The organism is Simiduia sp. 21SJ11W-1 (assembly GCF_024138675.1).
In the GTDB taxonomy this organism is placed as follows: Bacteria; Pseudomonadota; Gammaproteobacteria; order Pseudomonadales; family Cellvibrionaceae; genus Simiduia.
Window position 1 is genome coordinate 3,289,628 of the sequence record NZ_CP090959.1, and the last position, 21,845, is coordinate 3,311,472.

The 21,845-nt window shown below is 56.2% G+C and carries 22 protein-coding genes; 11 read left to right on the plus strand and 11 right to left on the minus strand.

What is annotated here, in order from left to right; genetic code table 11:
- Nucleotides 1-17: 17 nt before the first annotated feature.
- From ribF to L1F30_RS14420, 6 genes are all read right to left on the minus strand, one after another.
- Complete coding sequence (gene ribF, locus L1F30_RS14395; protein WP_253357136.1) at nucleotides 18-968, minus strand: bifunctional riboflavin kinase/FAD synthetase; 951 nt, start codon at nucleotides 966-968, stop codon at nucleotides 18-20.
- An 82-nt stretch (nucleotides 969-1,050) separates the two neighbouring features.
- Nucleotides 1,051-1,677: an FKBP-type peptidyl-prolyl cis-trans isomerase gene (locus L1F30_RS14400; protein WP_253357138.1), complete on the minus strand. Its 627-nt coding sequence runs from the start codon at nucleotides 1,675-1,677 to the stop codon at nucleotides 1,051-1,053.
- 91 nt (nucleotides 1,678-1,768) lie between these two features.
- Nucleotides 1,769-2,083: a DUF3301 domain-containing protein gene (locus L1F30_RS14405; RefSeq protein ID WP_253357140.1), complete on the minus strand. Its 315-nt coding sequence runs from the start codon at nucleotides 2,081-2,083 to the stop codon at nucleotides 1,769-1,771.
- A complete protein-coding gene (locus L1F30_RS14410) occupies nucleotides 2,076-2,378 on the minus strand; it encodes a DUF3144 domain-containing protein (RefSeq protein ID WP_253357142.1) in 303 nt (100 codons plus the stop codon). The genes L1F30_RS14405 and L1F30_RS14410 overlap by 8 nt, the downstream gene beginning before the upstream one ends.
- A gap of 10 nt (nucleotides 2,379-2,388) precedes the next feature.
- Nucleotides 2,389-3,900, minus strand: a complete 1,512-nt coding sequence (murJ, locus tag L1F30_RS14415; protein WP_253361843.1) for a murein biosynthesis integral membrane protein MurJ — start codon at nucleotides 3,898-3,900, stop codon at nucleotides 2,389-2,391.
- A 170-nt stretch (nucleotides 3,901-4,070) separates the two neighbouring features.
- Nucleotides 4,071-5,300 carry an HD-GYP domain-containing protein gene (locus tag L1F30_RS14420; protein ID WP_253357144.1) on the minus strand — a complete coding sequence of 410 codons (1,230 nt, stop codon included), beginning with the start codon at nucleotides 5,298-5,300 and terminating at the stop codon, nucleotides 4,071-4,073.
- A gap of 149 nt (nucleotides 5,301-5,449) precedes the next feature.
- On the opposite strand from L1F30_RS14420, the gene rpsT reads away from it, so the two are divergent.
- Nucleotides 5,450-5,716 carry a 30S ribosomal protein S20 gene (gene rpsT / locus L1F30_RS14425; RefSeq protein ID WP_253357146.1) on the plus strand — a complete coding sequence of 89 codons (267 nt, stop codon included), beginning with the start codon at nucleotides 5,450-5,452 and terminating at the stop codon, nucleotides 5,714-5,716.
- Between the two features lie 95 nt (nucleotides 5,717-5,811).
- Here the strand turns inward: rpsT and proB are convergent, their stop codons facing one another.
- From proB to rplU, 4 genes are all read right to left on the minus strand, one after another.
- On the minus strand, nucleotides 5,812-6,975 hold the full coding sequence (gene proB, locus L1F30_RS14430) for a glutamate 5-kinase (protein ID WP_253357148.1): 1,164 nt from the start codon (nucleotides 6,973-6,975) through the stop codon (nucleotides 5,812-5,814).
- A 35-nt stretch (nucleotides 6,976-7,010) separates the two neighbouring features.
- Nucleotides 7,011-8,222 (minus strand): Obg family GTPase CgtA, encoded by a 1,212-nt coding sequence (cgtA, locus tag L1F30_RS14435; protein WP_253357155.1) that lies wholly within the window; start codon nucleotides 8,220-8,222, stop codon nucleotides 7,011-7,013.
- Between the two features lie 140 nt (nucleotides 8,223-8,362).
- A complete protein-coding gene (rpmA, locus tag L1F30_RS14440; RefSeq protein ID WP_253357157.1) occupies nucleotides 8,363-8,623 on the minus strand; it encodes a 50S ribosomal protein L27 in 261 nt (86 codons plus the stop codon).
- A 17-nt stretch (nucleotides 8,624-8,640) separates the two neighbouring features.
- Nucleotides 8,641-8,952 carry a 50S ribosomal protein L21 gene (gene rplU, locus L1F30_RS14445; protein WP_253357159.1) on the minus strand — a complete coding sequence of 104 codons (312 nt, stop codon included), beginning with the start codon at nucleotides 8,950-8,952 and terminating at the stop codon, nucleotides 8,641-8,643.
- A gap of 218 nt (nucleotides 8,953-9,170) precedes the next feature.
- Between rplU and L1F30_RS14450 the strand changes: the two genes are divergently transcribed.
- The 3 genes from L1F30_RS14450 to fabB all read left to right on the plus strand — a co-directional run bounded on the left by L1F30_RS14450 (nucleotide 9,171) and on the right by fabB (nucleotide 12,155).
- A complete protein-coding gene (locus L1F30_RS14450; RefSeq protein WP_253361845.1) occupies nucleotides 9,171-10,133 on the plus strand; it encodes a polyprenyl synthetase family protein in 963 nt (320 codons plus the stop codon).
- A gap of 174 nt (nucleotides 10,134-10,307) precedes the next feature.
- Nucleotides 10,308-10,832 carry a 3-hydroxyacyl-[acyl-carrier-protein] dehydratase FabA gene (gene fabA / locus L1F30_RS14455; protein WP_253357161.1) on the plus strand — a complete coding sequence of 175 codons (525 nt, stop codon included), beginning with the start codon at nucleotides 10,308-10,310 and terminating at the stop codon, nucleotides 10,830-10,832.
- A 111-nt stretch (nucleotides 10,833-10,943) separates the two neighbouring features.
- Nucleotides 10,944-12,155 carry a beta-ketoacyl-ACP synthase I gene (gene fabB, locus L1F30_RS14460; protein ID WP_253357163.1) on the plus strand — a complete coding sequence of 404 codons (1,212 nt, stop codon included), beginning with the start codon at nucleotides 10,944-10,946 and terminating at the stop codon, nucleotides 12,153-12,155.
- A gap of 79 nt (nucleotides 12,156-12,234) precedes the next feature.
- On the opposite strand, the gene L1F30_RS14465 is transcribed toward fabB, so the two are convergent.
- Complete coding sequence (locus tag L1F30_RS14465; protein ID WP_253357165.1) at nucleotides 12,235-13,107, minus strand: sugar nucleotide-binding protein; 873 nt, start codon at nucleotides 13,105-13,107, stop codon at nucleotides 12,235-12,237.
- Between the two features lie 249 nt (nucleotides 13,108-13,356).
- Here L1F30_RS14465 and prsK point away from each other — a divergent pair, with 249 nt between their 5' ends.
- The 7 genes from prsK to L1F30_RS14500 all read left to right on the plus strand — a co-directional run bounded on the left by prsK (nucleotide 13,357) and on the right by L1F30_RS14500 (nucleotide 21,844).
- Entirely contained in the window at nucleotides 13,357-15,441 is a 2,085-nt protein-coding gene (prsK, locus tag L1F30_RS14470; RefSeq protein WP_253357167.1) for an XrtA/PEP-CTERM system histidine kinase PrsK, read from the plus strand.
- A complete protein-coding gene (gene prsR, locus L1F30_RS14475) occupies nucleotides 15,438-16,802 on the plus strand; it encodes a PEP-CTERM-box response regulator transcription factor (protein WP_253357169.1) in 1,365 nt (454 codons plus the stop codon). The genes prsK and prsR overlap by 4 nt, the downstream gene beginning before the upstream one ends.
- A gap of 122 nt (nucleotides 16,803-16,924) precedes the next feature.
- The gene (locus tag L1F30_RS14480) at nucleotides 16,925-17,353 is read left to right on the plus strand and encodes a hypothetical protein (RefSeq protein WP_253357171.1); all 429 of its coding nucleotides are present in this window, start codon (nucleotides 16,925-16,927) and stop codon (nucleotides 17,351-17,353) included.
- Between the two features lie 181 nt (nucleotides 17,354-17,534).
- Nucleotides 17,535-18,161, plus strand: coding sequence for a hypothetical protein (locus tag L1F30_RS14485; RefSeq protein ID WP_253357173.1), 627 nt, complete (start codon nucleotides 17,535-17,537; stop codon nucleotides 18,159-18,161).
- A 182-nt stretch (nucleotides 18,162-18,343) separates the two neighbouring features.
- Nucleotides 18,344-19,087 carry a PEP-CTERM sorting domain-containing protein gene (locus tag L1F30_RS14490; protein WP_253357181.1) on the plus strand — a complete coding sequence of 248 codons (744 nt, stop codon included), beginning with the start codon at nucleotides 18,344-18,346 and terminating at the stop codon, nucleotides 19,085-19,087.
- 232 nt (nucleotides 19,088-19,319) lie between these two features.
- Entirely contained in the window at nucleotides 19,320-20,714 is a 1,395-nt protein-coding gene (gene xrt / locus L1F30_RS14495; RefSeq protein ID WP_253357189.1) for an exosortase, read from the plus strand.
- Nucleotides 20,705-21,844, plus strand: a complete 1,140-nt coding sequence (locus L1F30_RS14500; protein WP_253357191.1) for a glycosyltransferase family 2 protein — start codon at nucleotides 20,705-20,707, stop codon at nucleotides 21,842-21,844. Before xrt ends, L1F30_RS14500 begins: the two co-directional genes overlap by 10 nt.
- Nucleotide 21,845: the final 1 nt, after the last annotated feature.

A 21,845-nucleotide genomic window follows, 5' to 3' on the forward strand; every position in this document is an offset into this window, starting at 1 on the left:
GGCCAATAAATTAAAGATCAATGTGAATGAGTTAATTCGTTAAAAAAGCTTTTACCTGCGGCAATATCGGCGTGAATTTGCGCCTGCAACTGGGCGAGCGATTCAAACTTTTGCTCGTCGCGCAATTTTTTACAAAAGCTTACGCACAGGTTTTTACCGTAAATATCGCGTTTGAAATCAAACAGGTGCACTTCCAATATGGGTTTGGCACCCTCTTCTACCGTTGGCCGCACACCCACATTGGCAACGCCTATGTAGCTGCTGCCATCCACTTCACAGCGCACGGCAAATACGCCCGCAAGCGGCGAGCGGTAACGGTGCAAGTGCACGTTGGCGGTGGGCACCCCAATGGTGCGGCCTAGCTGTTTGCCTTGCACCACACGCCCGGTCATTTGATAGGGTCGGCCCAATAATTGCGCGGCCATTTGCAAATCACCTTGCTCCAGCACTTCGCGAATGCGGGTGCTACTCACGCGCTCACCACCCTCGCTGAATGTGGGCGTGTTGCGCACGCTAAAGCCTGCCTCGGCACCGGCGGCCTGCAAAAATGCAAAATCGCCCAAGCGATCACACCCGAAGCGGAAATCATCGCCAATTACCAGGGCGCTGATAGCCAGGCCATCCACCAGCACCTGCTGCACAAACTGGTGGGCGGTGAGGTGTTGTAACTTGGCGTTAAAGGGCAGGCAGACTACAACATCTATACCCACCTCATACAATGCCAGCACCTTATCGCGCAGGCGCATTAATCGGGCAGGCGCTCGCTCACCGGAAAAATACTCGTGCGGCTGCGGCTCAAAGGTCATGGCCACAGCTGGCACGCCACGGGCACGGGCTGCTTCGATCACCGATGCCAGCATGGCCTGATGGCCACGGTGCACACCGTCAAACGAACCGATCGTCAACACGCCACCACGGTGCACTGCACGCACATTGTGGAGCCCATGAACAAAGGAAGGTTGCCGCACGTTAGTTATCCGGATATTTCAAGGCGGCAGTATACCGCAGGGCCCAGGCTTGGGCACCTGCCGGCCACCGCCGCCGGGCCACTTAGCTTACGATGTCGAGCAGTTCAACATCGAACACCAGCGCCGAGAAAGGTGCAATGGCACCACCGGCACCGCGCTCGCCGTAGGCCAGCTGATGCGGCACGTACAAACGCCACTTGGAACCCACAGGCATCATTTGCAGCGCCTCGGTCCAGCCGGCAATCACACCGCTAACGGGGAATTCCGCTGGCTGGCCACGGTCGTATGAGCTGTCGAATACATCGCCATTGATCAAGGTGCCGTGGTAGTGGGTGCGCACGGTGGAATCGGCGGTGGGCTTGCTGCCGGCGCCTTCGTTAATCACTTCGTACTGCAGGCCTGAGGCCAGGGTAACCACGCCGTCGCGTTTGGCGTTCTCAGCCAGGAATGCCTCGCCTTCACCGGCGGCGGCCTTGGCTTGGGCCTCTTGCTGGGCACGCATGCGCTCGCTGATTTCCTTGAAGGCTTTGTGCAGGTCTTCCTCGGGCACCTGGGAGGGGCGCCCTGCCATCACATCGGCCAAGCCCGCCACTACAGCGTCTGCAGATAAGCCATCGAAGGGGTTAGACATCAGCTGATCGCCCATCTGGCGGCCAATTCCGTAGCTCACCTGCTTTTCTACGCTGTTAAACTTCTCTGAATCAGACATTACACACTCGCTTGTCAAAAGGTCGGCAGTGTAACAGAGCGCGGCCGCCCTGTGGACGGACCCGGGAGTTCTAGCCAGCAAAGGCTGGCCGCTAGATGCGGTGGGGCGAGAGCTCAATGGCCTCCAGGCGATTGCCCAGCACACTCACCAGGCCCGAATTGCGGTCTTCACCGGTGGCGGTAAATTCAAAACCGTAGATACGGCGCACGCGCACCCAACCACTGCGGTCACGCCCCAGCGAGAGCTTATACAAGGCGATGGTGCCATCGAGCAGCTGCAGGCCGTCAGCCTCGCACCGCCTGCGCACGGCATTTACCGTAATTTCTTTGATACGGGCCACGCGCAAGGTGTACCAGCCAAACCAGCACACCACAAACAGTAATATCAGGTCTGTCAGCTCAAGCATCGGCGTCTGGGTCCGTATTGCCAATCAGCACCTTGTAGTGCTCGCCGTAATCGGCCAGGTCTTCAGCCAAGAGCCGCTTAAACTGGGCCGCGTAATCGTGAAGTGATTGCTCACTGTCTTCTTTAAACGATGCCCTATCCAGCGAACTTGCCGCCAGCGCATAGGCATTAAAGCGGCTGGCAGCGCACATTAGCGCCCCGCCCACTTGCGTTAACGGCATTGCATCAGAGGCTTGATTGGCCTGCTCGATAAAAGATTCCACCAACGCCCAAAACGCTTCTTCTGTATCTGCCATGTTTATTTCCTCAACGAGTTTTCAAGTGCCGCATGCGCATACCGGCCAACACCAGGCCCAGCGCGTATACGCCAAAACCCACACCACAAATTAATGCCAGCCAACCGGCGCGCTGCCACCAGCTAACAAGCGCCCACTGGGGCGCCCACTGCAATATCACAAGCAGCCACGCAAGCAAGGCCGCATTCGCCACCAAGGCCTGCACCGCGAAAGATCGCCAACCGCCGTCTGGCCATATGACCTTGCGGCTGGCCAACCCCCAGTAAAGCAGGCCCGCATTCAACAGAGAAGATACCGCCGTGGCGAGCGCCAGGCCCACATGCCCCAGCTGAAAATAACTGTGCAGCGGCAACACAAAGGCCAGGTTCAACACCATATTGGCCACCATGGCCACCACCCCAATACGCACCGGGGTTTTCATATCCTGGCGGGCATAAAAGCCCGGCGCCAACACCTTAATCAACATAAACGCCGTAAGCCCCAGCGCATAGGCCTGCAAACTCAAGCCCGACATGGCGATGTCGCCCACGCTGGTTTTACCGTATAAAAACAAGGTGCTGAGAATGGGCACGGCCAGCAATAGCAGTGCAAGCGTAGACGGCAACGCCACCAGCAACACCATGCGCAAAGACCAGTTCAGGGTTTTGTTGAAGGTTTCGGCATCGGCACTGGCGTGCTGGCGCGAAAGGCTTGGCAAGATCACCGTGGCAATTGCCACCCCGAACACCCCCAGCGGCAGTTCGGCCAAGCGGTCTGAATAGTACAACCAAGACACAGAGCCCGTCGGTAAAAAAGAAGCCAGCACCGTATCCAGCAGCAGGTTAATTTGCGATACCGACACCCCAAATAGCGCAGGTACCATCAGCACCATTACGCGCTTTACGCCTGGGTGTGCAAAATCCGCCGAAGGTACCGGCAGCAGGTGAATGCGCGCTAAAAACGGCAATTGGAACAGCAGCTGGATACAACCGGCGGCAAATACGCCCCAGGCCAGAGCCAGCACCGGCACCTCAAACCAGCCAGAGGCCACAACGGCCGCAAAAATAAGGGAAATATTCAACAGCACCGGCGTCACCGCGGGCACGGCAAAGCGGTCGTAACTATTGAGAATGGCGCCTGCCAGCCCCGTGAGAGAAATCAGCAGCAAATAGGGAAAGGTGATGCGAATCATCTCGCTCACCAGCGCAAATTTGGCCGGGTCTGCACTAAAGCCCGGCGCAAACAGCCAGGCCACCCAAGGCGCGCCCAAGCAGGCCAACAGCGTAATCACTACCAGCGCCGAACCCAGGCAGCCGGCTACGGCATTCACCAAGGCCTGTACGGCTGCATGGCTGCCCTGGCTGCGGTATTCAGACAACACCGGCACAAACGCCTGGGCGAAGGCACCCTCGGCAAACAGTCGGCGCAGGAAATTTGGAATTTTAAAGGCAACGAAGAAGGCATCTGCCCCGGCTTCCGCGCCAATGAAACGGGCGAACACCATGTCGCGCACAAGCCCCAGTATGCGCGAAAGAAAGGTCATCACAGACACCACACCACTGGAGCGCAGCAGGCCGGGAGGCGGCTTGACGGGGGAGGAAGCGGGGGCTGGCTGGCTCACAAAAACCTGACCTGAAAGTAAAGACCGGCAGTGTACCCATTTCCTTGGCGCCACAAAAGCCGCGAGCAGAGCGGGCACTCGGCAATACTGCGCTAGCTTGCCTGCCAGAGTTCATCCAGATCTTTGAACTGCCACTGCTCCGGCGGCTCGCGCCCGTCTATGACTTCGGTGCAACCGGGGTCGGCCAAATCCACCACCAATGGCGGTATACGCGCTTTGTTAGCCACGCTGTAAAACACCTTTACCCGGGGCTTCAGGAGCGACTGCTGGCCTTGCTCAAGCACCACAGCCAGGCGCTTGGAGCGCAGCCGCACCAGTGAGCCCGTGGGGTAAATACCAATACTTTTTACGAAAGCCTGAAACACCTGCTGATCAAAATGCCCCTCGCTCCACTCCGCCATTTTGCGCAGCGATTCCGCTGGGTCCCAGCCGCGCTTGTAGGGCCTGTTGGAGGTAATGGCGTCATACACATCGCACACGGCCGTCATTTTACTGAGCAGGGTTATATCATCATTGGCCAGGCCGTGAGGGTAACCGCTGCCGTCCACTTTTTCGTGGTGGTGCAGGCAGGCGTCCATCACCGCAGCGCTTGCCGTGCCCGCCTCTTGCAGCAGCGCATGGCCCTTTTCAGGGTGCGCCTTCACAATCACGAACTCTTCATCGGTGAGCCTGCCGGGCTTGTTGAGCACCTCCATGGGGATCAACGCCTTGCCCATGTCGTGCAGCAGGCCTGCAAGCCCTGCCTGCTGTACTTGCGCGTCATCAAGCCCCAATTCACGGGCCAGCGCGATCATCAGCGCGCACACCGCCACCGAGTGCATGTAGGTGTATTCATCGGCATTTTTCAGCCGCGCAAGGCTAATCAGTGCACCTGGGTTGCGGCTTACCGAGGAGGAAATTTCCTCCACCATGGCCTGGCAATCTTCGGCGCTCACCGCTTTGCCCATGCGCGCCTCGGCGAACATCTGGGTCACCGCCTCTTTGGCACGGCCACATATTTTCTGCGCGCGCGCCAGTTCCTGCGCCATGGAGGCCTTAATTTGCGCCTTGTTAATAGGCGCCTGGGCGATGGCCTCTACATCCGGCGCCGCCGCCTGGGGGCGCTCCTTTTCCTGGGCTTCAGTAATGTCTTTGCCCTGCTGGGTATCAATCCAGAGCTCGGTAATGCTGCTGGCGAGCACGCGCTGACGATCCGCCTCGGAATCCAGCAGAAACTTACTGCGCCAGAAAGGGTGCTCCATCCACGAGCCGCAAAACTCCTCTATGAACATGCCCACTTCCAGCATGTGTTTGGGGATCTTCTTGAGGTGCTTAGCCGCCATAGTGCCGTGGGCTCCAACTGTGAACTGCCCCAGTAAGACTAGCCGCCCGCCGGCGGAATGCCAAAACCCGATAGGTGTTGACATCATCTTGTAAATACGCATAATGTCGCGTCCTTGATTTGTACCAAGTTATTCACAGGAGCAACACGGTGGCTAATTCACCCCAAGCTAAAAAACGTGCTCGTCAGAACGAGAAGGCTCGTAAGCACAACGCCAGCCTGCGCTCCATGACGCGCACATATTTGAAAAAAGTGGTTTCAGCAATCAAAGCTGGCGACCAAGAAGCAGCTAAAGCAGCCTTTGCTGCCGCTGTACCCGTCCTCGATCGCATCGCGGATAAGGGCATCATCCACAAGAACAAGGCCGCTCGCCACAAGAGCCGCCTGAATGCGCAAATTAAAGCCCTGGCTGCTTAATTTGCCCTCGTGGTGATGTAAAAAAACCGGCGCAAGCCGGTTTTTTTATGCCTGAACAACGGATCAGGGCACCCGAAGGCGCCCCGCCCCCAGCCCTACAGCTCCATTTCCACCACAGTGGTGGGCATCAGGCTCAGCACCAGGTTATCGCGGTGAATCAGCTCCACCTCATCCATATAACCCAGTATTTCCTCAATGCTCTCGCTGGACTGGCCGGCAATGCGGCGGGCATCCAGCGCGCAGTAGTTTGCCAAGCCACGGGCCACTTCATTGCCCTCGCGATCCAGGCACAGCACCATGTCGCCACGGTTGAAGCTGCCAAACACGTCGGTGACCCCAACAGACAACAGGCTGCTACCATGCTCGCGCAGGCTTTCCACTGCACCGTCATCAAGGATCAACTCGCCACAGGTTTGCAGGTGGCCGGCTAACCAGTTCTTACGCGCCGTTTGCGGCTCTTCATCAGAGAGCAGCAAGGTACCCAGCGCCTCGCCCTGGGAAAGCCTGTCTATCACATCGGGAATGCGCCCCCCCACAATCACCGTGTGCGTGCCCGAAAGCGCCGCCAGGCGTGCTGCCCGCACCTTGGTGACCATGCCACCCCGGCCCAGGGCACCGCCATCGCCCGCCATTTCATCCAGGCGCTCGTCGCTGGCCGGCACGCGGTCTAGCAACTTGGCATCCGGGTTGCTGCGCGGATCATCGGTATACATGCCGTCTTGGTCGGTCAGCAGAATCAGCACATCGGCCTCCACAATGTTGGCCACCAACGCACCCAGGGTGTCGTTATCGCCAAAGCGGATTTCATCTGTGACTACGGTATCGTTTTCATTCACGATGGGCACAACGCCCAATTCAATGAGCGTTTTGATGGTTGAGCGCGCATTCAGGTAGCGCTCACGCGAGGCGAGATCGTCATGCACCAGCAAAATTTGCGCTGTTTGCAGATCGTACTTCAGAAATTCTTTTTCGTAGTTGTGCACCAGCGCCATCTGGCCCACGGCGGCGGCTGCCTGCAGCTCGTGCATCGCGTGCGGGCGGGTGGCCCACCCCAGGCGCCGCATACCGGCAGCCACAGCACCGGAAGACACCAGCACTAATTCAATGCCCTGCTGCCGCAGGCGCGCCATCTGCTCCACCCATCCGGCTATGGCGGGCTTATCCAGCCCCCGGCCATTGTTGGTGAGTAGCGAGCTGCCAATCTTAACAACCCAACGCTGTTTATTAAGTAACTCGGTCCGTTTACCACTTGTCTCCATAGTTGACCCGCTCCCCGTTCAGGTCGGTCTCTTCTCTAAGGTTCATAAACGAATTCAACATCATAGTCGTCTTCGTTCCAGTCATCGTCATCGTCGTCATGGCCGGCAGCTTTACGCTCGGCCTTGCGTGCGCGATAACGCTCGCGCAGCTCGGTAATGCGCTCGCGCGCCTCCTGCTGCATTTGCGCCTGAGCCAGCTGCTCAGCCTCGGCCAATTCGGGATCTTCCGACTCAGCCTCCCAGACGCCTTCAAGGTGATCCATCAACTGGCCGGCCAGTGCATCGGTGCCCTGCTGATTTATGCCGGCAATCTTGAACACCCGGCCCTCCCAGGCCATGGCATCCACCAGCGCCTGGCAGCGGGCATCAAACTCCTCCGCCGGCAGCAGGTCGGCCTTGTTCAAAACCAGCCAGCGCTCGCGCCCCGCCAAGGTAGGGCTGAAAGATGCCAGCTCGCGCTCAATGGCCAGTGCATTTTGAATGGGATCACTCTCATCGAATGGGGCCATATCCACCAAATGCAAGAGCACTCGGCAGCGGGTGAGGTGCTTCAAGAAGCGGATACCCAGCCCCGCACCCTCAGAGGCACCCTCAATCAGCCCCGGTAAATCGGCCACCACAAAACTGCGGTGCGCCTGCACCTTTACCACACCAAGGTTTGGCACCAGGGTGGTAAAAGGGTAGTTGGCCACTTTCGGTTTGGCCGAGCTCACCGCGCGGATAAACGTCGATTTACCCGCGTTGGGCAAGCCCAGCAAGCCCACATCGGCCAACACTTTTAATTCAAGCTTCAGATTGCGCTTCTGGCCTTCGCTGCCATGGGTGGTTTTGCGCGGCGCGCGGTTGGTTGAGCTCTTGAACCGGGTGTTACCCAGCCCGTGCCAACCACCTTTGGCCACCAGCAATTGCTCGCCGTGCGCACGCAGATCACCCAGCACCTCATCGGTATCCACATCAATCACGGTGGTACCCACAGGCACCTTCAGCACCACATCGGCACCCTTGGCACCGGTACACTGGCTTGAGCCGCCTTTTTGGCCGTTTTCTGCGCGATATTTAGGCTGGTAGCGGTAGTCAATCAGGGTGTTGAGGCTTTCATCACCCTCGAGGTACACGCTGCCGCCATCGCCACCGTCACCCCCATCGGGGCCACCCTTGGCAATGAATTTTTCGCGGCGAAAGCTCATGAGGCCATTTCCACCATCACCGGCAGCCACAAATATGGGCGCCTCATCTACAAACTTCACGCGTTGCTCCTGCCCCTGGGGGCCTAAATATCCGCGGCTACTATTTTAGCCAACTTTGGGTACATCAAACCAATCGATCAAAACGCAAAAAGCCCCATCGCGGACGACAGGGCTTTCCGAATACCAGGCAAAGGCCGAAATTAAGCAGCAGGAATGATGCTTACAAATTTACGGCTCTTGTCGCCTTTTACTTCAAACTTCACTTCACCGGTTGCCTTGGCAAACAGGGTGTGATCTTTACCAACACCTACGTTCTCACCGGCGTGGAAGCGAGTGCCACGCTGACGAACCAGGATGTTGCCTGCCAGCACTTGCTGACCGCCAAAGCGCTTAACACCAAGGCGTTTACTTTCGGAATCGCGACCGTTGCGCGTACTACCGCCAGCTTTCTTGTGAGCCATGAGTCAATACTCCTCTATTAAGCTTTGATGCCAGTGATTTTAACTTCAGTAAACCACTGACGATGACCTTGACGCTTCATCGAGTGCTTACGACGACGGAATTTAACAATTGTTACCTTGTCACCGCGACCGTGGCTTACGACTTCAGCTGTAACCTTGGCACCGTTCACCAAAGGCTCGCCCAGAGAAACCTTGTCGCCATCGGCGATCAGCATAACCTTGTCAAACTCAATGGTTTCACCGGTTGCTACTTCGATTTTCTCGAGCTTGAGGGTTTCACCCTCGACTACGCGATGCTGCTTGCCACCGCTTTCAAATACTGCGTACATTTACCGCTCCAATTGACAAAATTGGACGACACGAAGTAGCTCACCCACCAAGGCTTGCGTTTTATTAACTTGCGTCGTATGCAATTTCAGGGTGCGCGATTCTACTGGATGCCCAAAGCCCGCGCAAGCTGCTTTTTTGATCAGGCGCCCAAGCCTTGACACCCCAACGCCCCCTGCCTAGCATGGCCGCGCCCTATCCCATAAGCGAAAAGAACCAGATGCTGCCATTCCATCAAGCCGTTGCCACCGATTTCGAGCAGGTCAATCAGCTGATTATCGACAAGCTCCACTCCAACGTAGGCCTGGTGGAAAACATTGGCCACTACCTGGTGGAAGCCGGCGGCAAGCGCCTGCGCCCGCTGCTGGTGCTGCTGTGCGCCAATGCGCTGGGCTATAAGAAGGAAGCAAGACTGGAGCTTGCCGCCATTATCGAATTCATCCACACCGCCACCTTACTGCACGACGACGTGGTAGACGTCTCGGCATTGCGCCGTGGGCGCCCCACCGCCAACGCCCAATGGGGCAACGCGCCCTCGGTACTGGTGGGCGATTTCCTTTACTCACGGGCCTTTCAGATGATGGTGCGCATCGGCAACATGGATGTCATGGGCATTCTGGCCGACACCACCAACACCATATCCGAAGGTGAAGTACAGCAACTCGTAAACGCCAAGAACCCGGCAATCACCGAGGCCGACTACTACACCGTTATCCACAAAAAAACCGCCGCCCTGTTTGAAGCCGCCTGCGAAACCGCCGCCGTGCTTGCCGGCGCCGAGCCCGCGCTGCGCCAGGCCCTGCGCACCTACGGCTACCACCTGGGGCTGGCCTTTCAGCTGGTGGATGACGCGCTCGACTACCAGGGCGACGCCGAATCACTGGGTAAAAACGTGGGCGACGATTTAGCCGAAGGCAAACCCACACTGCCACTGCTCAGGGCCATGCAACAGGGCACCGAGGCGCAGGCTGCACTGGTTGCCAAGGCGCTGCGCGAGGGTGATGCCAGCCAGCTAGATGCCGTAGTGACGGTGGTTGAAGCCACAGGCGGCGCCACCTACACCCTGGATGCCGCGCGCGCCCAAGCCCAAAAAGCCATTGCACAACTGGCCGAACTGCCCGATTCCGACTATAAAAAGGCCTTGATCAGCTTGGCCAATTTCAGTGTAGATCGCGACCATTAAGCCCCGCTGCCAGCCAATAGGCAGGCTAGACAAGCCCCGCTCAGCCGGTAGAATGGCGGGCTTTGCAGATTGGGAATGAATGCAGCGCTTGGCCCTGCTCATTCCACCGGCCTTGCTTGCCGAGGCAACAACTACCCAGGCTCGACACAGGCCCCCAACCTAAATAGGCGACATATGATCCCTGAAGACAGAAAGAACGCCTACGCGCGCGAAGATCTCCTAGAGTGCGGCCACGGCCGTATGTTTGGCCCAGGCAACGCACAACTGCCGGTACCCAACATGCTGATGCTTGATCGCATCACCCACATTTCCGCGCAGGGCGGCGAATTCGGTAAGGGCGAAATCATTGCCGAACTGGATATCACCCCAGACCTGTGGTTCTTCGACTGCCACTTCCCCGGCGACCCGGTAATGCCCGGCTGCCTGGGCCTGGATGCCATGTGGCAGCTGGTGGGCTTCTTCCTGGCCTGGAAAGGCAACAAGGGCCGCGGTCGTGCACTGGGTTCAGGCGAGGTGAAATTCACCGGCCAAATCCTGCCAACCGCCAAGAAAGTCACCTACCATATCAATCTGAAGCGCGTCATTGAGCGCAAACTCGTTATGGGTATTGCCGATGGCCGCGTCTCTGTAGATGGCAAAGACATCTACTTTGCCAAAGATTTGCGTGTTGGCCTGTTCACCAACACCGACTCTTTCTAACTTAACCGAACACCCGCAGCCGGGCCGGCTTGCCGGCCCCAAAGCAATAACACAGGCTGCAACCGGCACCGCGCACCACCGGCGGGCCGCGACGATAATCAGAGGTCATATATGAAACGCGTTGTAGTTACCGGCTTAGGCATCACTTCCTGTCTGGGAACTGACAAAGCTTCGGTTACCGAAGCCCTGCGCGAGGGCCGCTCAGGCATTCGCTTTAAACAAGAATACGCCGACATGGGCTTTCGCAGCCACGTTGCAGGCGTAGTGGATATTGACCTTAAAGAACACATCGATCGCAAAACCCTGCGCTTTATGGGCGATGCGGCGGGCTACTCCTACGTTGCCATGAAGTCTGCCATTGAAGATGCGGGCTTAAGCGAAGAGCTGGTATCGAACGAGCGCACAGGCCTGATTATGGGCTCTGGCGGCGCCTCTTCTGCCAACCTGGTGGAATCTGCCGATATCGTGCGTGAAAAAGGCATCAAGCGTGTAGGCCCTTACCGCGTTACCCAAACCATGGGCTCTACTGTGTCTGCCTGTTTGGCCACGCCGTTTAAAATCAAGGGCTACAACTACTCCATAAGCTCCGCCTGCGCCACCAGTGCCCACTGCATTGGCAACGCCATGGAGCTGATTCAAATGGGCAAGCAAGACATCGTCTTCGCCGGCGGCGGCGAAGAAGAACACTGGACACTCACCGCCCTGTTCGACGCCATGGGTGCACTCTCTACCAAGTACAACGACACCCCGGAAAAAGCCTCGCGCGCCTACGACGCAGACCGCGACGGCTTTGTGATTGCCGGCGGCGGTGGCTGCCTGGTGCTGGAAGAGTATGAACACGCCAAAGCGCGCGGTGCGAAAATCTACGCAGAACTGGTAGGTTACGGCGCCACCTCAGACGGCTACGACATGGTAGCGCCCTCTGGCGAAGGTGCCGAGCGCTGCATGAAAATGGCCATGTCTACCGTTAAGGGCGACATCGACTACATCAACTCACACGGCACCTCTACCCCCGTGGGTGATGTGGCAGAGCTGGGCGCCATTACCCGCGTGTTTGGCGATAAATCGCCCGCCATCAGCTCCACCAAATCCCTAACCGGCCACTCGCTGGGTGCCACCGGCGTGCAGGAAGCCATTTACTGCCTGCTGATGATGGAAAACGAATTTCTGTGCGCCAGCGCCAACGTTGAAAACCTTGACGATGCCGCCAGCACACTGAACATTCTCACCGAGCGCAAAGAAGTCGGCATCAAGCGCGCCATGTCTAACAGCTTCGGCTTTGGCGGCACCAATGCCTGCCTGGTGTTTGAAAAGCTCGATTAACAAGCGTTAGTGAATTAAAAAAGGCGCCCATCCGGCGCCTTTTTTATGGGTTTACACAAAGCAAACGCCCCTGTGCAATTCACACACTTTGGGCATCGGCAACGAGATTGTGAAGCTTAAGCCAACGATTCACCACAGGCTTCAACCCCTGGCGCCAAGAGCGCGGCTGAATGCCGAAGTTTTCCCGCAGGCGGCGCATCTCCAGCACAGCGCTGTTGTCGGTGGGGGTTTCAAGCTCTTCAAGTTGCAGCTCACGGCCGGTTTCTGCCAGCACCATGTCGCGCACCTTATTGGCGAACACCAACTCAGAGCAGACATCGCTGCTGCCAAAATGCATCACGCCCCAGTTTTCGGCGCCGTAAATAATTTGCTGGGTCATGGCGTACACGGCGCGCACCACATCGGCAACCAGCACCGGCGTGCCGCGCCACTGATCGCTCACCACCGTGGCCCGCCCGGCCTGAAAATCTGCCAGCAAGCGCGCCAGCAAACTGCCACCTTCCGTTGAGAGCACCCAGCTTGAGCGCAACACAATCGAATGCGGCACAGAGTGCAACAACGCCTGCTCGGCGCGGTGGAACACCCGCGACAAATCGGTTTCCGCGCGCGCCTCATCTTGCTCGCCATGGCTTACCCGGCCCTCGCCGTGAAACACCCGGTAGCTCGACAAATGCACCACCGGCACCTTGCTGCCCGCCAGGCAGCTGGCCAGGCACTCTGCGCCACTTGCCAGCAACTCGGGCTTTACTGCAGCGCCTTCCCCCCAGCCGGTGGTGTTTAACACCAGCTGCGGCTTCACCTCGGCCAAATACGCCGACACCTGATGGCGGTCGGCCCAGTTAAGAGCTTCAGGGTGATCAGATACAAATCGAAAGGTTGTAGATTCGAATTTTTGTCGAAGGCCCGTGCCCAAGGGTGAGCCGGTATCGGTGAGCAAAATGGTAATGGCCATAAATTCAAATAACGTCAGAACGTGGTTGCAACAATCGCAAAACTCCAAGGCCCTACTCTACAAGGCCCGCCGGGATAAAACGAGCCGAATTTAGCCACATAAGGCTGCGCAAAGTGCCGCCCTTGTCACAGCATAGCCCATTGCGCTTAATACCTTTGCATTAAACTCAGCGCCCACACGCTTGCGCCGTTTGTACTGCCTGCAGGAATAGGTACACTAGCCCTCCTGCAACACGGATGATTGCGCCCAATGGAATTTTCTCAGGTCTCGCTTACCGCATTTATCAGCGCCGCCATTCTGGCGTGGGTGTTGGCTGCCGTACTGATGACACTGCGCGCAAAAAACAACCTGCTCGTGGGCTTTGCCATTGCCGCGGCCATGCACGGCCTCAACATGGCGGCCATCGCCCTCACCTTCAGCCGGTTCAACTTATCGTCGCACTATGTGTTGGTGATGGAGTGCCTGCACTTTGCCTTTTGGAGCCTGGCGCTGCGCTCGCTGCTCATTGGCACCACCCGCCATAAACTCCCCCCCAGCCTCACGCTGCTATTTGGCGTGTGCTGGCCGGTAACCGCGTTGGTGCTATTGGCGGCACTGCTGGGTTTTGATGCCATTCACCAGATTTCCACCTGGCTTGTATTGTTACTCTCGGTGGCGTGCCTGGTGGGCGTTGAACAGGTGTACCGCTACGCCACACAAAATAATCGCCCCAACAAACTTATTTGCATTTGCCTGGGCGCATTATTTTTGTACGACGTTTACCTCTACAGCCACGCCATTATTTTTCAGGAGTTCGACCCGCTGTTGTGGCAATCGCGGGCTGCGGTATCCATTGGCGTCACCCTGTTTCTAAGCCTGGGCATGCAGCTGCTTGCCCAGCAAGGGCCACTGCCTGCCAGTATCGCCCTGTCGCGCCCCATGGCCTTTTACACCACATCCTTACTGGCGGTGGGCTCACTGTTTATGGTGCTCGCACTCGGCGGCTACTATGTGCGCATATACAGCGGCAACTGGGGCTCGGTGGTTTACAGCATTGTGCTGATGGGCGCCACGCTGCTGATTCTCACACTGCTGGTTTCTTCACGGTTGCGCGCCCGGGTGGCGGTGCAACTGAATAAACACCTGTTTCGCCACAAATACGATTACCGCTCGGAATGGTTGCGCCTGATCAACTTTTTAGCCATGCCCACCGAAGACGCCAACGAGGCCAACCAGCGCGCGTTTTTGGCCGCAGCCTCCATTACCAAAGCGCCCGGTGGCGCCCTGTGGGTGCGCCGCTCAGATCAGTTTGTGCCGGTTTTTCAGTTGTCTATAAACAGCCAGCTGCACCTTGCCAACGAGCCCGCAAACAGCCCCTTTTGCACAACCTTGTTAAAATCCGAGTGGGTGTTTTTCCCCGCCGCCAAAGATAATCAAACCCTCAGCCAACACAACGAACAACTGCCCTTGTGGGCGGAAAACATTGAGGGCCTGTGGCTGATCTTCCCGCTCATTGCCGGCACAGAACTGATTGGCTTTATGGCGCTGAGCGAGCCACAAACGGGCTCTCCGCTCACCTGGGAGGATTTAGACCTTCTGAAAACCACCGGCCGCCAACTCGCCAGCTACCTGAAACTGCACCAGCAATCCGAAGAGCTGGTAGAAAATCGGCAGTTCGACACCTACAACAAACTGGTGGCATTCATTATTCACGATCTCAACAACCTGATTGCCCAGCAGGCGCTGGTGGTGAAAAATGCAGAGAAGCACAAAAGCAATCCGGCCTTCATAGACGACGCCATTGTAACCATCAGCAATTCCGTTGAGCGCATGCGCAACCTGCTGAAAAAACTTAAACGCAACAGCAATGAACTGGTGCAGGAAGTGCGCATATTCGATGCGGTGAAGCAGGCCATTGCCGAGTGCAACGGTAGCCGACAAATTCTCACCAGCGATTTGGCCCGTGGCGATCACTGCCTGCGCGCCGACATGATGCGCCTGGTAATGACCATCAGCCACTTTATTAAAAACGCCCAAGACGCCACGCCCGACGACGGCAGCGTACATGTTACACTGGAACTCTCCGACACCAGTGCCACAATTATCATCAGCGATACCGGCTGTGGCATGGATTGGGATTTCGTGCACAATCGCCTGTTCAAACCCTTCGACACCACCAAGTCGGGCAAGGGCATGGGTATAGGCGCCTATCTATCGCGCGAATACATCAAGGAATTGAACGGCAGCCTAGAGGTATACAGCCAGCTGAAGCAGGGGACAAAAGTCACCTTTAGCATTCCGGTGCACCTGCCTCAAGACACCGGCGCCCCGGCAAGGAAACCAGCAACACTATGAACACATCCACAGATCGCCCCACACTGTTAATTGTTGAAGATGATCGCGGGCTGCAAAGCCAACTGCGCTGGCATTTCGAGCAGTACGAAACCGTGTTTGCAGAAAACCGCAACGATGCCTGCGCCGCAGTGCGCAAGCATGAGGCAGCCGTCATCATTCAAGACCTTGGCCTACCGCCCGATGAAGATGGCACCGAAGAGGGCTTTAAGTGTGTTGAAGACATACTGCGCATTTCACCGCACACAAAAATCATTGTAATGACCGGCAAAACCGGCCACGAACACGCGGTAACCGCCATTGGCATGGGCGCTTACGACTACTACCAAAAACCGGTAGACCCCAATGCACTCGATTTAATCGTGCAGCGCGCCTTTCACATTCACCATCTGGAGGCCGAAAATCGCAGGCTGCAGGAAGTTCAGCAGCAGCCGCTGAACGGCCTGATCACCAACGACACCTCCATGCTGAAAATTTGCCGCACGCTGGAAAAAATTGCCCCCACCAACGTAACCTGCTGCATTCTGGGTGAAAGCGGCACCGGCAAAGAAGTTATGGCGCGCGCCATTCACCAGTTATCGCCCCGCGCCGAGCAACGCTTTGTGGCCATTAACTGCGCGGCAGTACCTGAAAATCTTATAGAGAGCGAACTGTTCGGCTATGAGAAAGGTGCCTTTACCGGGGCCGCCAAGCAAACCCTCGGCAAAATAGAAACCGCCAACGGCGGCACGCTGTTTCTTGATGAAATTGGCGATATGCCCCTAAACCTGCAAGCCAAGTTGCTGCGTTTTTTACAAGAACGCGTCATCGAGCGGCTGGGGGGCCACAAGGAAATCCCCGTGGATGTGCGCGTAGTGTGCGCCACCAACAAAGACCTGGAGGCCATGGTGGCCGAGGGCAGCTTTCGTGAAGATTTGTTTTATCGCATCAGTGAAATTACCGTGCCCATCCCGCCCCTGCGTGATCGCAACGGCGATAAAGTGCTATTAGCCCGCCATTTCAAGCGCCGGTTCGCCAAAGAGCACGACCAGGTGATTAACGATTTCACCCCAGAGGCCGTAAACGCCATTGAGGCCCACAACTGGCCCGGCAATGTGCGCGAAATGGAAAACAAAATTAAACGGGCCGTGATTATGGCCGAAAGCAAGATGATCACCTGCGACGACTTGGGGCTACGCGCAAGCGATGGCCTCAGCCTTAACTTGCGCCAAGTGCGCAGCACCGCAGAAAAGGCCGCCATTTTGCAGGCGCTCAGCATGTCAGACAACAACATATCGGGTGCAGCCAAGTTGCTGGGCATCACCCGCCCCACCTTTTACGACCTGATTAAGAAATACGAACTCAACATTACCACCCACTCTTAAACTTTTTTAGCGAAATATGAGAGGGGTGTCACAGGCGCCGGTGATGGCGCCTCCTTCCCTTGCACTCAAAACCTAATCAGACAAAAGTAGCTGCCAGATAAAAATAAGGTTTTTATTTCGGTATGCTTTCAAAATTATTTCTTACCCTAACCGCGGGGCTGCTTCTGGCTGCTTGCGGTGGTGCTGGCAACAGCAACGATACCCCAACCAGCCCAGGGCCTGCACCGGCCACCCCATCGCCTACCCCTGCGCCATCGCCTACGCCATCACCCACAACTACGCCCACAAGCGTTATACAGGGCCAAGCCGTTGCCACCTGGCAACTGCCCACCCTGCGTGAAAATGGCACACCACTGCTCACCCAAGAAATTGGCGGCTTCGAAATACGTTATCGAAAACTTGCTACACCGGATTTCACCTACCTGGTTGTAGAGGGCACCCAGCATAGCTACACATTTGACAACCTTTACGGTGAATTTGTATTCCAGATTGCCGCCTACGATAACAACGGCCTTTACAGCCAGTTTGTGCCACTGACAGTGCTGCACTAGGCGCACGCCTAACCGGTGCTGCTGGCGCTGTCAGGATTTTTTACAAAAGATGCTTTAGACGCCAAGCATCCCCACGCCAAATGATTGATTTCCCTTCACTTTACCTCCTTCGGCCTAGTTTATGCAGCGCCACCCAGCGTAAAGCATGAGCAAAAACTGCATAGCTACAGAAGGAATTACCATGAATTATTTCAGAACCTTATGGCTTTTCTGTGCAATGGCACTCACCACACAAGCAACCCATGCAAGCCTGCTGGATTTCGCCTCTGATGCGCATACCCATGAAAAGGGCCACGCCACACTCAGCTACTCGGGCGCTTGGGGCAACCTCAACATAACCGCACACGCCAACAATGACGACGATAACACCCAATTCGCGTACATGGATGCCAACTACGGCGGCCTGGGCGCCTGTAAAGATATAGACACCAACGCCCAGTGCGCGCCCGGCAACGACGACAACGTAAACACCGGCGAATGGCTCACCTTTGTTTTTGATCGCGATGTGCGCATCAGCAATTTGTGGGTGAACAACAATCACGACGGCGGCTTCGCAAGCGGCGCCAGCCTATGGGTAGGCGGCCAGCAACTTCAGGTAAAAGAATCCGGCAGCCTGTTGGGCAACTACCATGCGGCCAATAGCATTGGCAGCTTTTTGGTGGCGGCCAATACGGCTGTTACCCTTGCCTACCACAATACCCAATTTTATGTGACCGCCCTGGAAATAACCGGCCTGCCCGAAGGCGGGAGCATCGTATTACTCATTATTGGCATCATCGGGCTAGTGATTGTGCGCCACCGCACCTAGCGCGAAGGCGTTGTCGATTTATTTTACAAACACTCATTTCACAAGGCGCAAAACTTGGCGCACAACCTTGCAAATCAATAGCTTAGCACCCATGGCCCGGTTATTGCTCTTAAGGTTTGTAAGCTAGTAAAACTAGTTTATTTAACGCACCAAACATTTTGCGTCCACAGGAAGGATCAATCATGAAAGGCCTTATCAAAACCGCCCTTGCAAGCGGCGCACTCATTGCCTCTTCACTTGCTAGCGCAAGCGTTGTAGTTAACTACAACTCAAACGCAGCCGCAGGCGAAGCAGCATTTATGGCGTTCTTGGCAGGCCCAACCGTTGTTGAAGATTTTAATAGCCTGGGTACAGCACCCACCTACGGCACAACAGATCAAAACAGCTGGGAAGATCACGCGGCATCTTACTCAACCAATGTGGGTACCTTTGCGCTGATTACTGCAGGCCAGGCAGGCTCAAACTTGCACAACAATCACCTGATGATCGAAAGCTCACGCACCGGCGAATACGGCCGTGAAGCGCTGGCTTCCGATGCACAGGACCTCTGGCTAGACAGCAACGATGCGCGCCAAGTAACCTGGACATTCGACAACCCGGCCACCGCCGGCATGAATGCATTCGGTTTCTTTATGGCCGATGCCTCTGACGTAGGCGCCACGCTCACGCTCATGTTCGATGACGGCACTTACTCAGATTCCTACGTGATTTCTCCGTACCTGGCCAGCGGCAACATGGGTTACGTATCTGTTAAAAGCAGCATGAGCATCATGGGTGCCACGCTGTCGTTCAATAACAGCAATGGCAACGACGGCTGGGGCATCGACGATGTTACCGTTGGCCGCCTCCCAGAACCTGGTACTTTCTTATTACTTGGTTTGGGCTTACTTGGTTTAGGTGCTGCGCGTCGCCGCGTGAAAAACTAAACATCTTACGCAGTCTCCACAGCTGCTAAGCGCCAGCGGTTCTACCGCTGGCGCTTTTTTATTTCCAACTCGCAAGTTGCACACACGCACCAGCTACAAACGCCACCTGTTTTCAGGTAGAATTGCCTGTCAATTTAGCTTGGCTAAACACATGGAAGTTAATATAACAGCTTGCTCAGAGCCTCAAAAAAGGGCGCCGGCTGGCGTCGCACCGCTCGCGTTGCTACTGGCAATGCCTGTTTTTTTCGCGCCCACTTTTTTAAGCCTTGGCGATAAATGGAGCCAATGGACAGAAGGCCTTTCCCACGGCTACCTGCTGATTGCGATTTTCTCATACCTGTTTTACAAGGCGCTGCCGTTTAATCCGCAGGCCACTCAAGGCCAGCGCTATCTCGCCGCCTTATGCCTTGTACTTAGCGCAGGCCTTTGGGCCGTATTTGCACTGCTAGACATAAACCTGCTGGCAGAGTTTGCACTGATAGCCTGCCTTGCATTCGCCGTGGCGTTTCTTTTTGGTTTTGCCACAGCGTGGCATCAGCGGTTTTTACTGCTTATGCCCGTTTTTGCCATTACCCTTTGGGAGCATTTCAACGGCCTGCTGGTAACCCTTAGCGGCCTTGTAGTGGGTGAAATGGTGCGCCTTATTGGCATACCGGCTGTTATAGACGGCAGCAGCATTTTTATTCCCTTTGGGCACATCGTTATTGCAGATGGCTGCTCGGGCTTGCGCTACTTTATTATTGCGCTGGCCATGGGCTACTTGATCAGCTACCTCAATGGTTACAAAGAGCGCGGCTTTATTGCGATTATGGCGGTGGCAGCGCTGCTTGCACTTATCAGCAATTGGTTAAGAATTTTTATATTGATACTGGTGGGCTACTTTACAGAAATGCAAAGCTCGCTCATGCAAGAGCACGACATGTTTGGCTGGCTGTTATTTGGTGCTGTGTGCCTGCCTGCCATGTACATGGCACCGGTTGCGAAACGCCAGCCGCCCGCCAGTGCAGCGCAAGCCCCACAACCTCACTACGCGCTCTACAGCGCGGCGCTGCTGCTACTGGCTACGGGGCCGGCTATTTACTGGCTCTCACCCTCGCCCACGCACAACGCCGCACTGGAACCCGTGGTGCCGGTAAATTTTATACCTGTGGCAGACGTACCGGCGCACTTGGCACCCAGCAAAATTGCAGAGCCTGCAAGCCGGCAGTTTCTTTACCAGGCAACGCACGGGGTTTACATCAGCATCAGCACCAATCAGCGTACCGCCAAAGGCCAAAAGCTTACCCCTTACCTGGGTAGCCTGAATGACACAGAAGTCTGGGAAATTAGCGGTACTCAAGCACCAGAAGCCTTGCCAGCAGCGGGCAGCGCCTTCATTCTGCGCCAGAAAGGCGGCCAATCAAAAATTGCACAACTGCAATGGCTTCAGGTAGGCGAATTTGCTACAGCCTCGCATACCAAAGCCAAGCTACTCCAGCTACCCAGCACATTGCTGGGCCAAAATTATTTCGCCGTGATAACACTACGTATGCGCTGCTCACAAGCCAACTGCACTAACGCCCTTGGCACCCTTACTCAACATGCAAATGAATTGGCCATAACGCTCAAGGGCACACAATGGAACTGATATTCTGGGCAAGCGCTGCGCTTTTGTTTTACATCTATTTGGGCTACCCCCTGCTACTTCGCTTGCTACCCAAGGTTAAAGGCAACCAAGCGGCGCGCACGCAAAGTGAGCCGCCAAGCGTTACTGTGATTATTCCGGCCTTTAATGAGGCCGACCACATTGAAGCCACAGTATTAAACAAATTAAGCCAGGAATACCCCGCCGAGCGCCTGAAAATTATTGTGGTTTCTGACGAATCCGAAGATGGCACAGATGAAATTGTTGAGCGCCTGGCGCAAATCCACAACAATGTATCGCTTATCAGGCAATCGCCCCGGCAGGGCAAAACTGCGGGGCTGAACCTGGCCATGGCCCGGGTAGAAAGTGATTTGGTGGTATTTTCAGATGCCAACAGCCACTACGCACCAAACGCCATTGCCAAGCTGGCACAGTGTTTTGACGATGCCAGCATCGGTTACGTAACGGGCAAAATGGTATACACCAACAGCGATGGCTCGCTGGTGGGTGATGGCTGCAGCGCCTACATGAAATATGAAAACCACCTGCGCGCGCTGGAAACCCAAACCGGCTCTGTGGTGGGCGTAGACGGCGGCATAGATGCCATCCGCACACCCCTGTACCAGCCAATGAACGCAGACCAGCTACCGGATTTTGTGTTGCCGCTTAAAGTGGTTAGCCAAGGTAAACGCGTGGCCTTCTGCCCAGAAGCACTATTGAATGAAGAAGCACTGAACAGTGCCGATTCCGAATTCAGAATGCGGGTGCGGGTTTCACTGCGGGCCTACTGGGCCCTCTGGGATATGCGCCACCTGTTCAACCCCGCGCGGTTTGGCATATTCAGCCTACAGCTTACCTCTCACAAGCTGCTGCGCTACCTGGCCTTTATGCCGCTGGCTTTAGCGTTTTTAACCAGCGCACTGTTAAGCGGCCAAAGCGCACTCTATGCCTTGGCCTTTTTTGCGCAACTCGCGTTTTACGGCGCAGCTATTTATGCAGGCCTTCTGGGCGCTAACAATCGCTGGCTTGGCCTTGCACACTACTTCTGCCTGATTAACCTAGCCGCCCTGCTGGCGTTCATTAATTTCCTGAAGGGCGAGAAAATCGTCATTTGGAAACCAAGGGTAGGATAAG

What these genes read in the sequence shown, in the direction of transcription:
- rplU (WP_253357159.1), bottom strand. Translation starts at nt 8,952, where the DNA reads ATGTACGCAGTATTTGAAAGCGGTGGCAAGCAGCATCGCGTAGTCGAG.
- L1F30_RS14465 (WP_253357165.1), bottom strand. Translation starts at nt 13,107, where the DNA reads ATGGCCATTACCATTTTGCTCACCGATACCGGCTCACCCTTGGGCACG.
- prsR (WP_253357169.1), top strand. Translation starts at nt 15,438, where the DNA reads ATGAACACATCCACAGATCGCCCCACACTGTTAATTGTTGAAGATGAT.
- rpmA (WP_253357157.1), bottom strand. Translation starts at nt 8,623, where the DNA reads ATGGCTCACAAGAAAGCTGGCGGTAGTACGCGCAACGGTCGCGATTCC.
- L1F30_RS14490 (WP_253357181.1), top strand. Translation starts at nt 18,344, where the DNA reads ATGAAAGGCCTTATCAAAACCGCCCTTGCAAGCGGCGCACTCATTGCC.
- murJ (WP_253361843.1), bottom strand. Translation starts at nt 3,900, where the DNA reads ATGACCTTTCTTTCGCGCATACTGGGGCTTGTGCGCGACATGGTGTTC.
- L1F30_RS14405 (WP_253357140.1), bottom strand. Translation starts at nt 2,083, where the DNA reads ATGCTTGAGCTGACAGACCTGATATTACTGTTTGTGGTGTGCTGGTTT.
- L1F30_RS14420 (WP_253357144.1), bottom strand. Translation starts at nt 5,300, where the DNA reads ATGGCGGCTAAGCACCTCAAGAAGATCCCCAAACACATGCTGGAAGTG.
- xrt (WP_253357189.1), top strand. Translation starts at nt 19,320, where the DNA reads ATGCCTGTTTTTTTCGCGCCCACTTTTTTAAGCCTTGGCGATAAATGG.
- proB (WP_253357148.1), bottom strand. Translation starts at nt 6,975, where the DNA reads ATGGAGACAAGTGGTAAACGGACCGAGTTACTTAATAAACAGCGTTGG.
- fabB (WP_253357163.1), top strand. Translation starts at nt 10,944, where the DNA reads ATGAAACGCGTTGTAGTTACCGGCTTAGGCATCACTTCCTGTCTGGGA.
- L1F30_RS14485 (WP_253357173.1), top strand. Translation starts at nt 17,535, where the DNA reads ATGAATTATTTCAGAACCTTATGGCTTTTCTGTGCAATGGCACTCACC.
- prsK (WP_253357167.1), top strand. Translation starts at nt 13,357, where the DNA reads ATGGAATTTTCTCAGGTCTCGCTTACCGCATTTATCAGCGCCGCCATT.
- L1F30_RS14500 (WP_253357191.1), top strand. Translation starts at nt 20,705, where the DNA reads ATGGAACTGATATTCTGGGCAAGCGCTGCGCTTTTGTTTTACATCTAT.
- L1F30_RS14480 (WP_253357171.1), top strand. Translation starts at nt 16,925, where the DNA reads ATGCTTTCAAAATTATTTCTTACCCTAACCGCGGGGCTGCTTCTGGCT.
- fabA (WP_253357161.1), top strand. Translation starts at nt 10,308, where the DNA reads ATGATCCCTGAAGACAGAAAGAACGCCTACGCGCGCGAAGATCTCCTA.
- L1F30_RS14410 (WP_253357142.1), bottom strand. Translation starts at nt 2,378, where the DNA reads ATGGCAGATACAGAAGAAGCGTTTTGGGCGTTGGTGGAATCTTTTATC.
- L1F30_RS14400 (WP_253357138.1), bottom strand. Translation starts at nt 1,677, where the DNA reads ATGTCTGATTCAGAGAAGTTTAACAGCGTAGAAAAGCAGGTGAGCTAC.
- L1F30_RS14450 (WP_253361845.1), top strand. Translation starts at nt 9,171, where the DNA reads ATGCTGCCATTCCATCAAGCCGTTGCCACCGATTTCGAGCAGGTCAAT.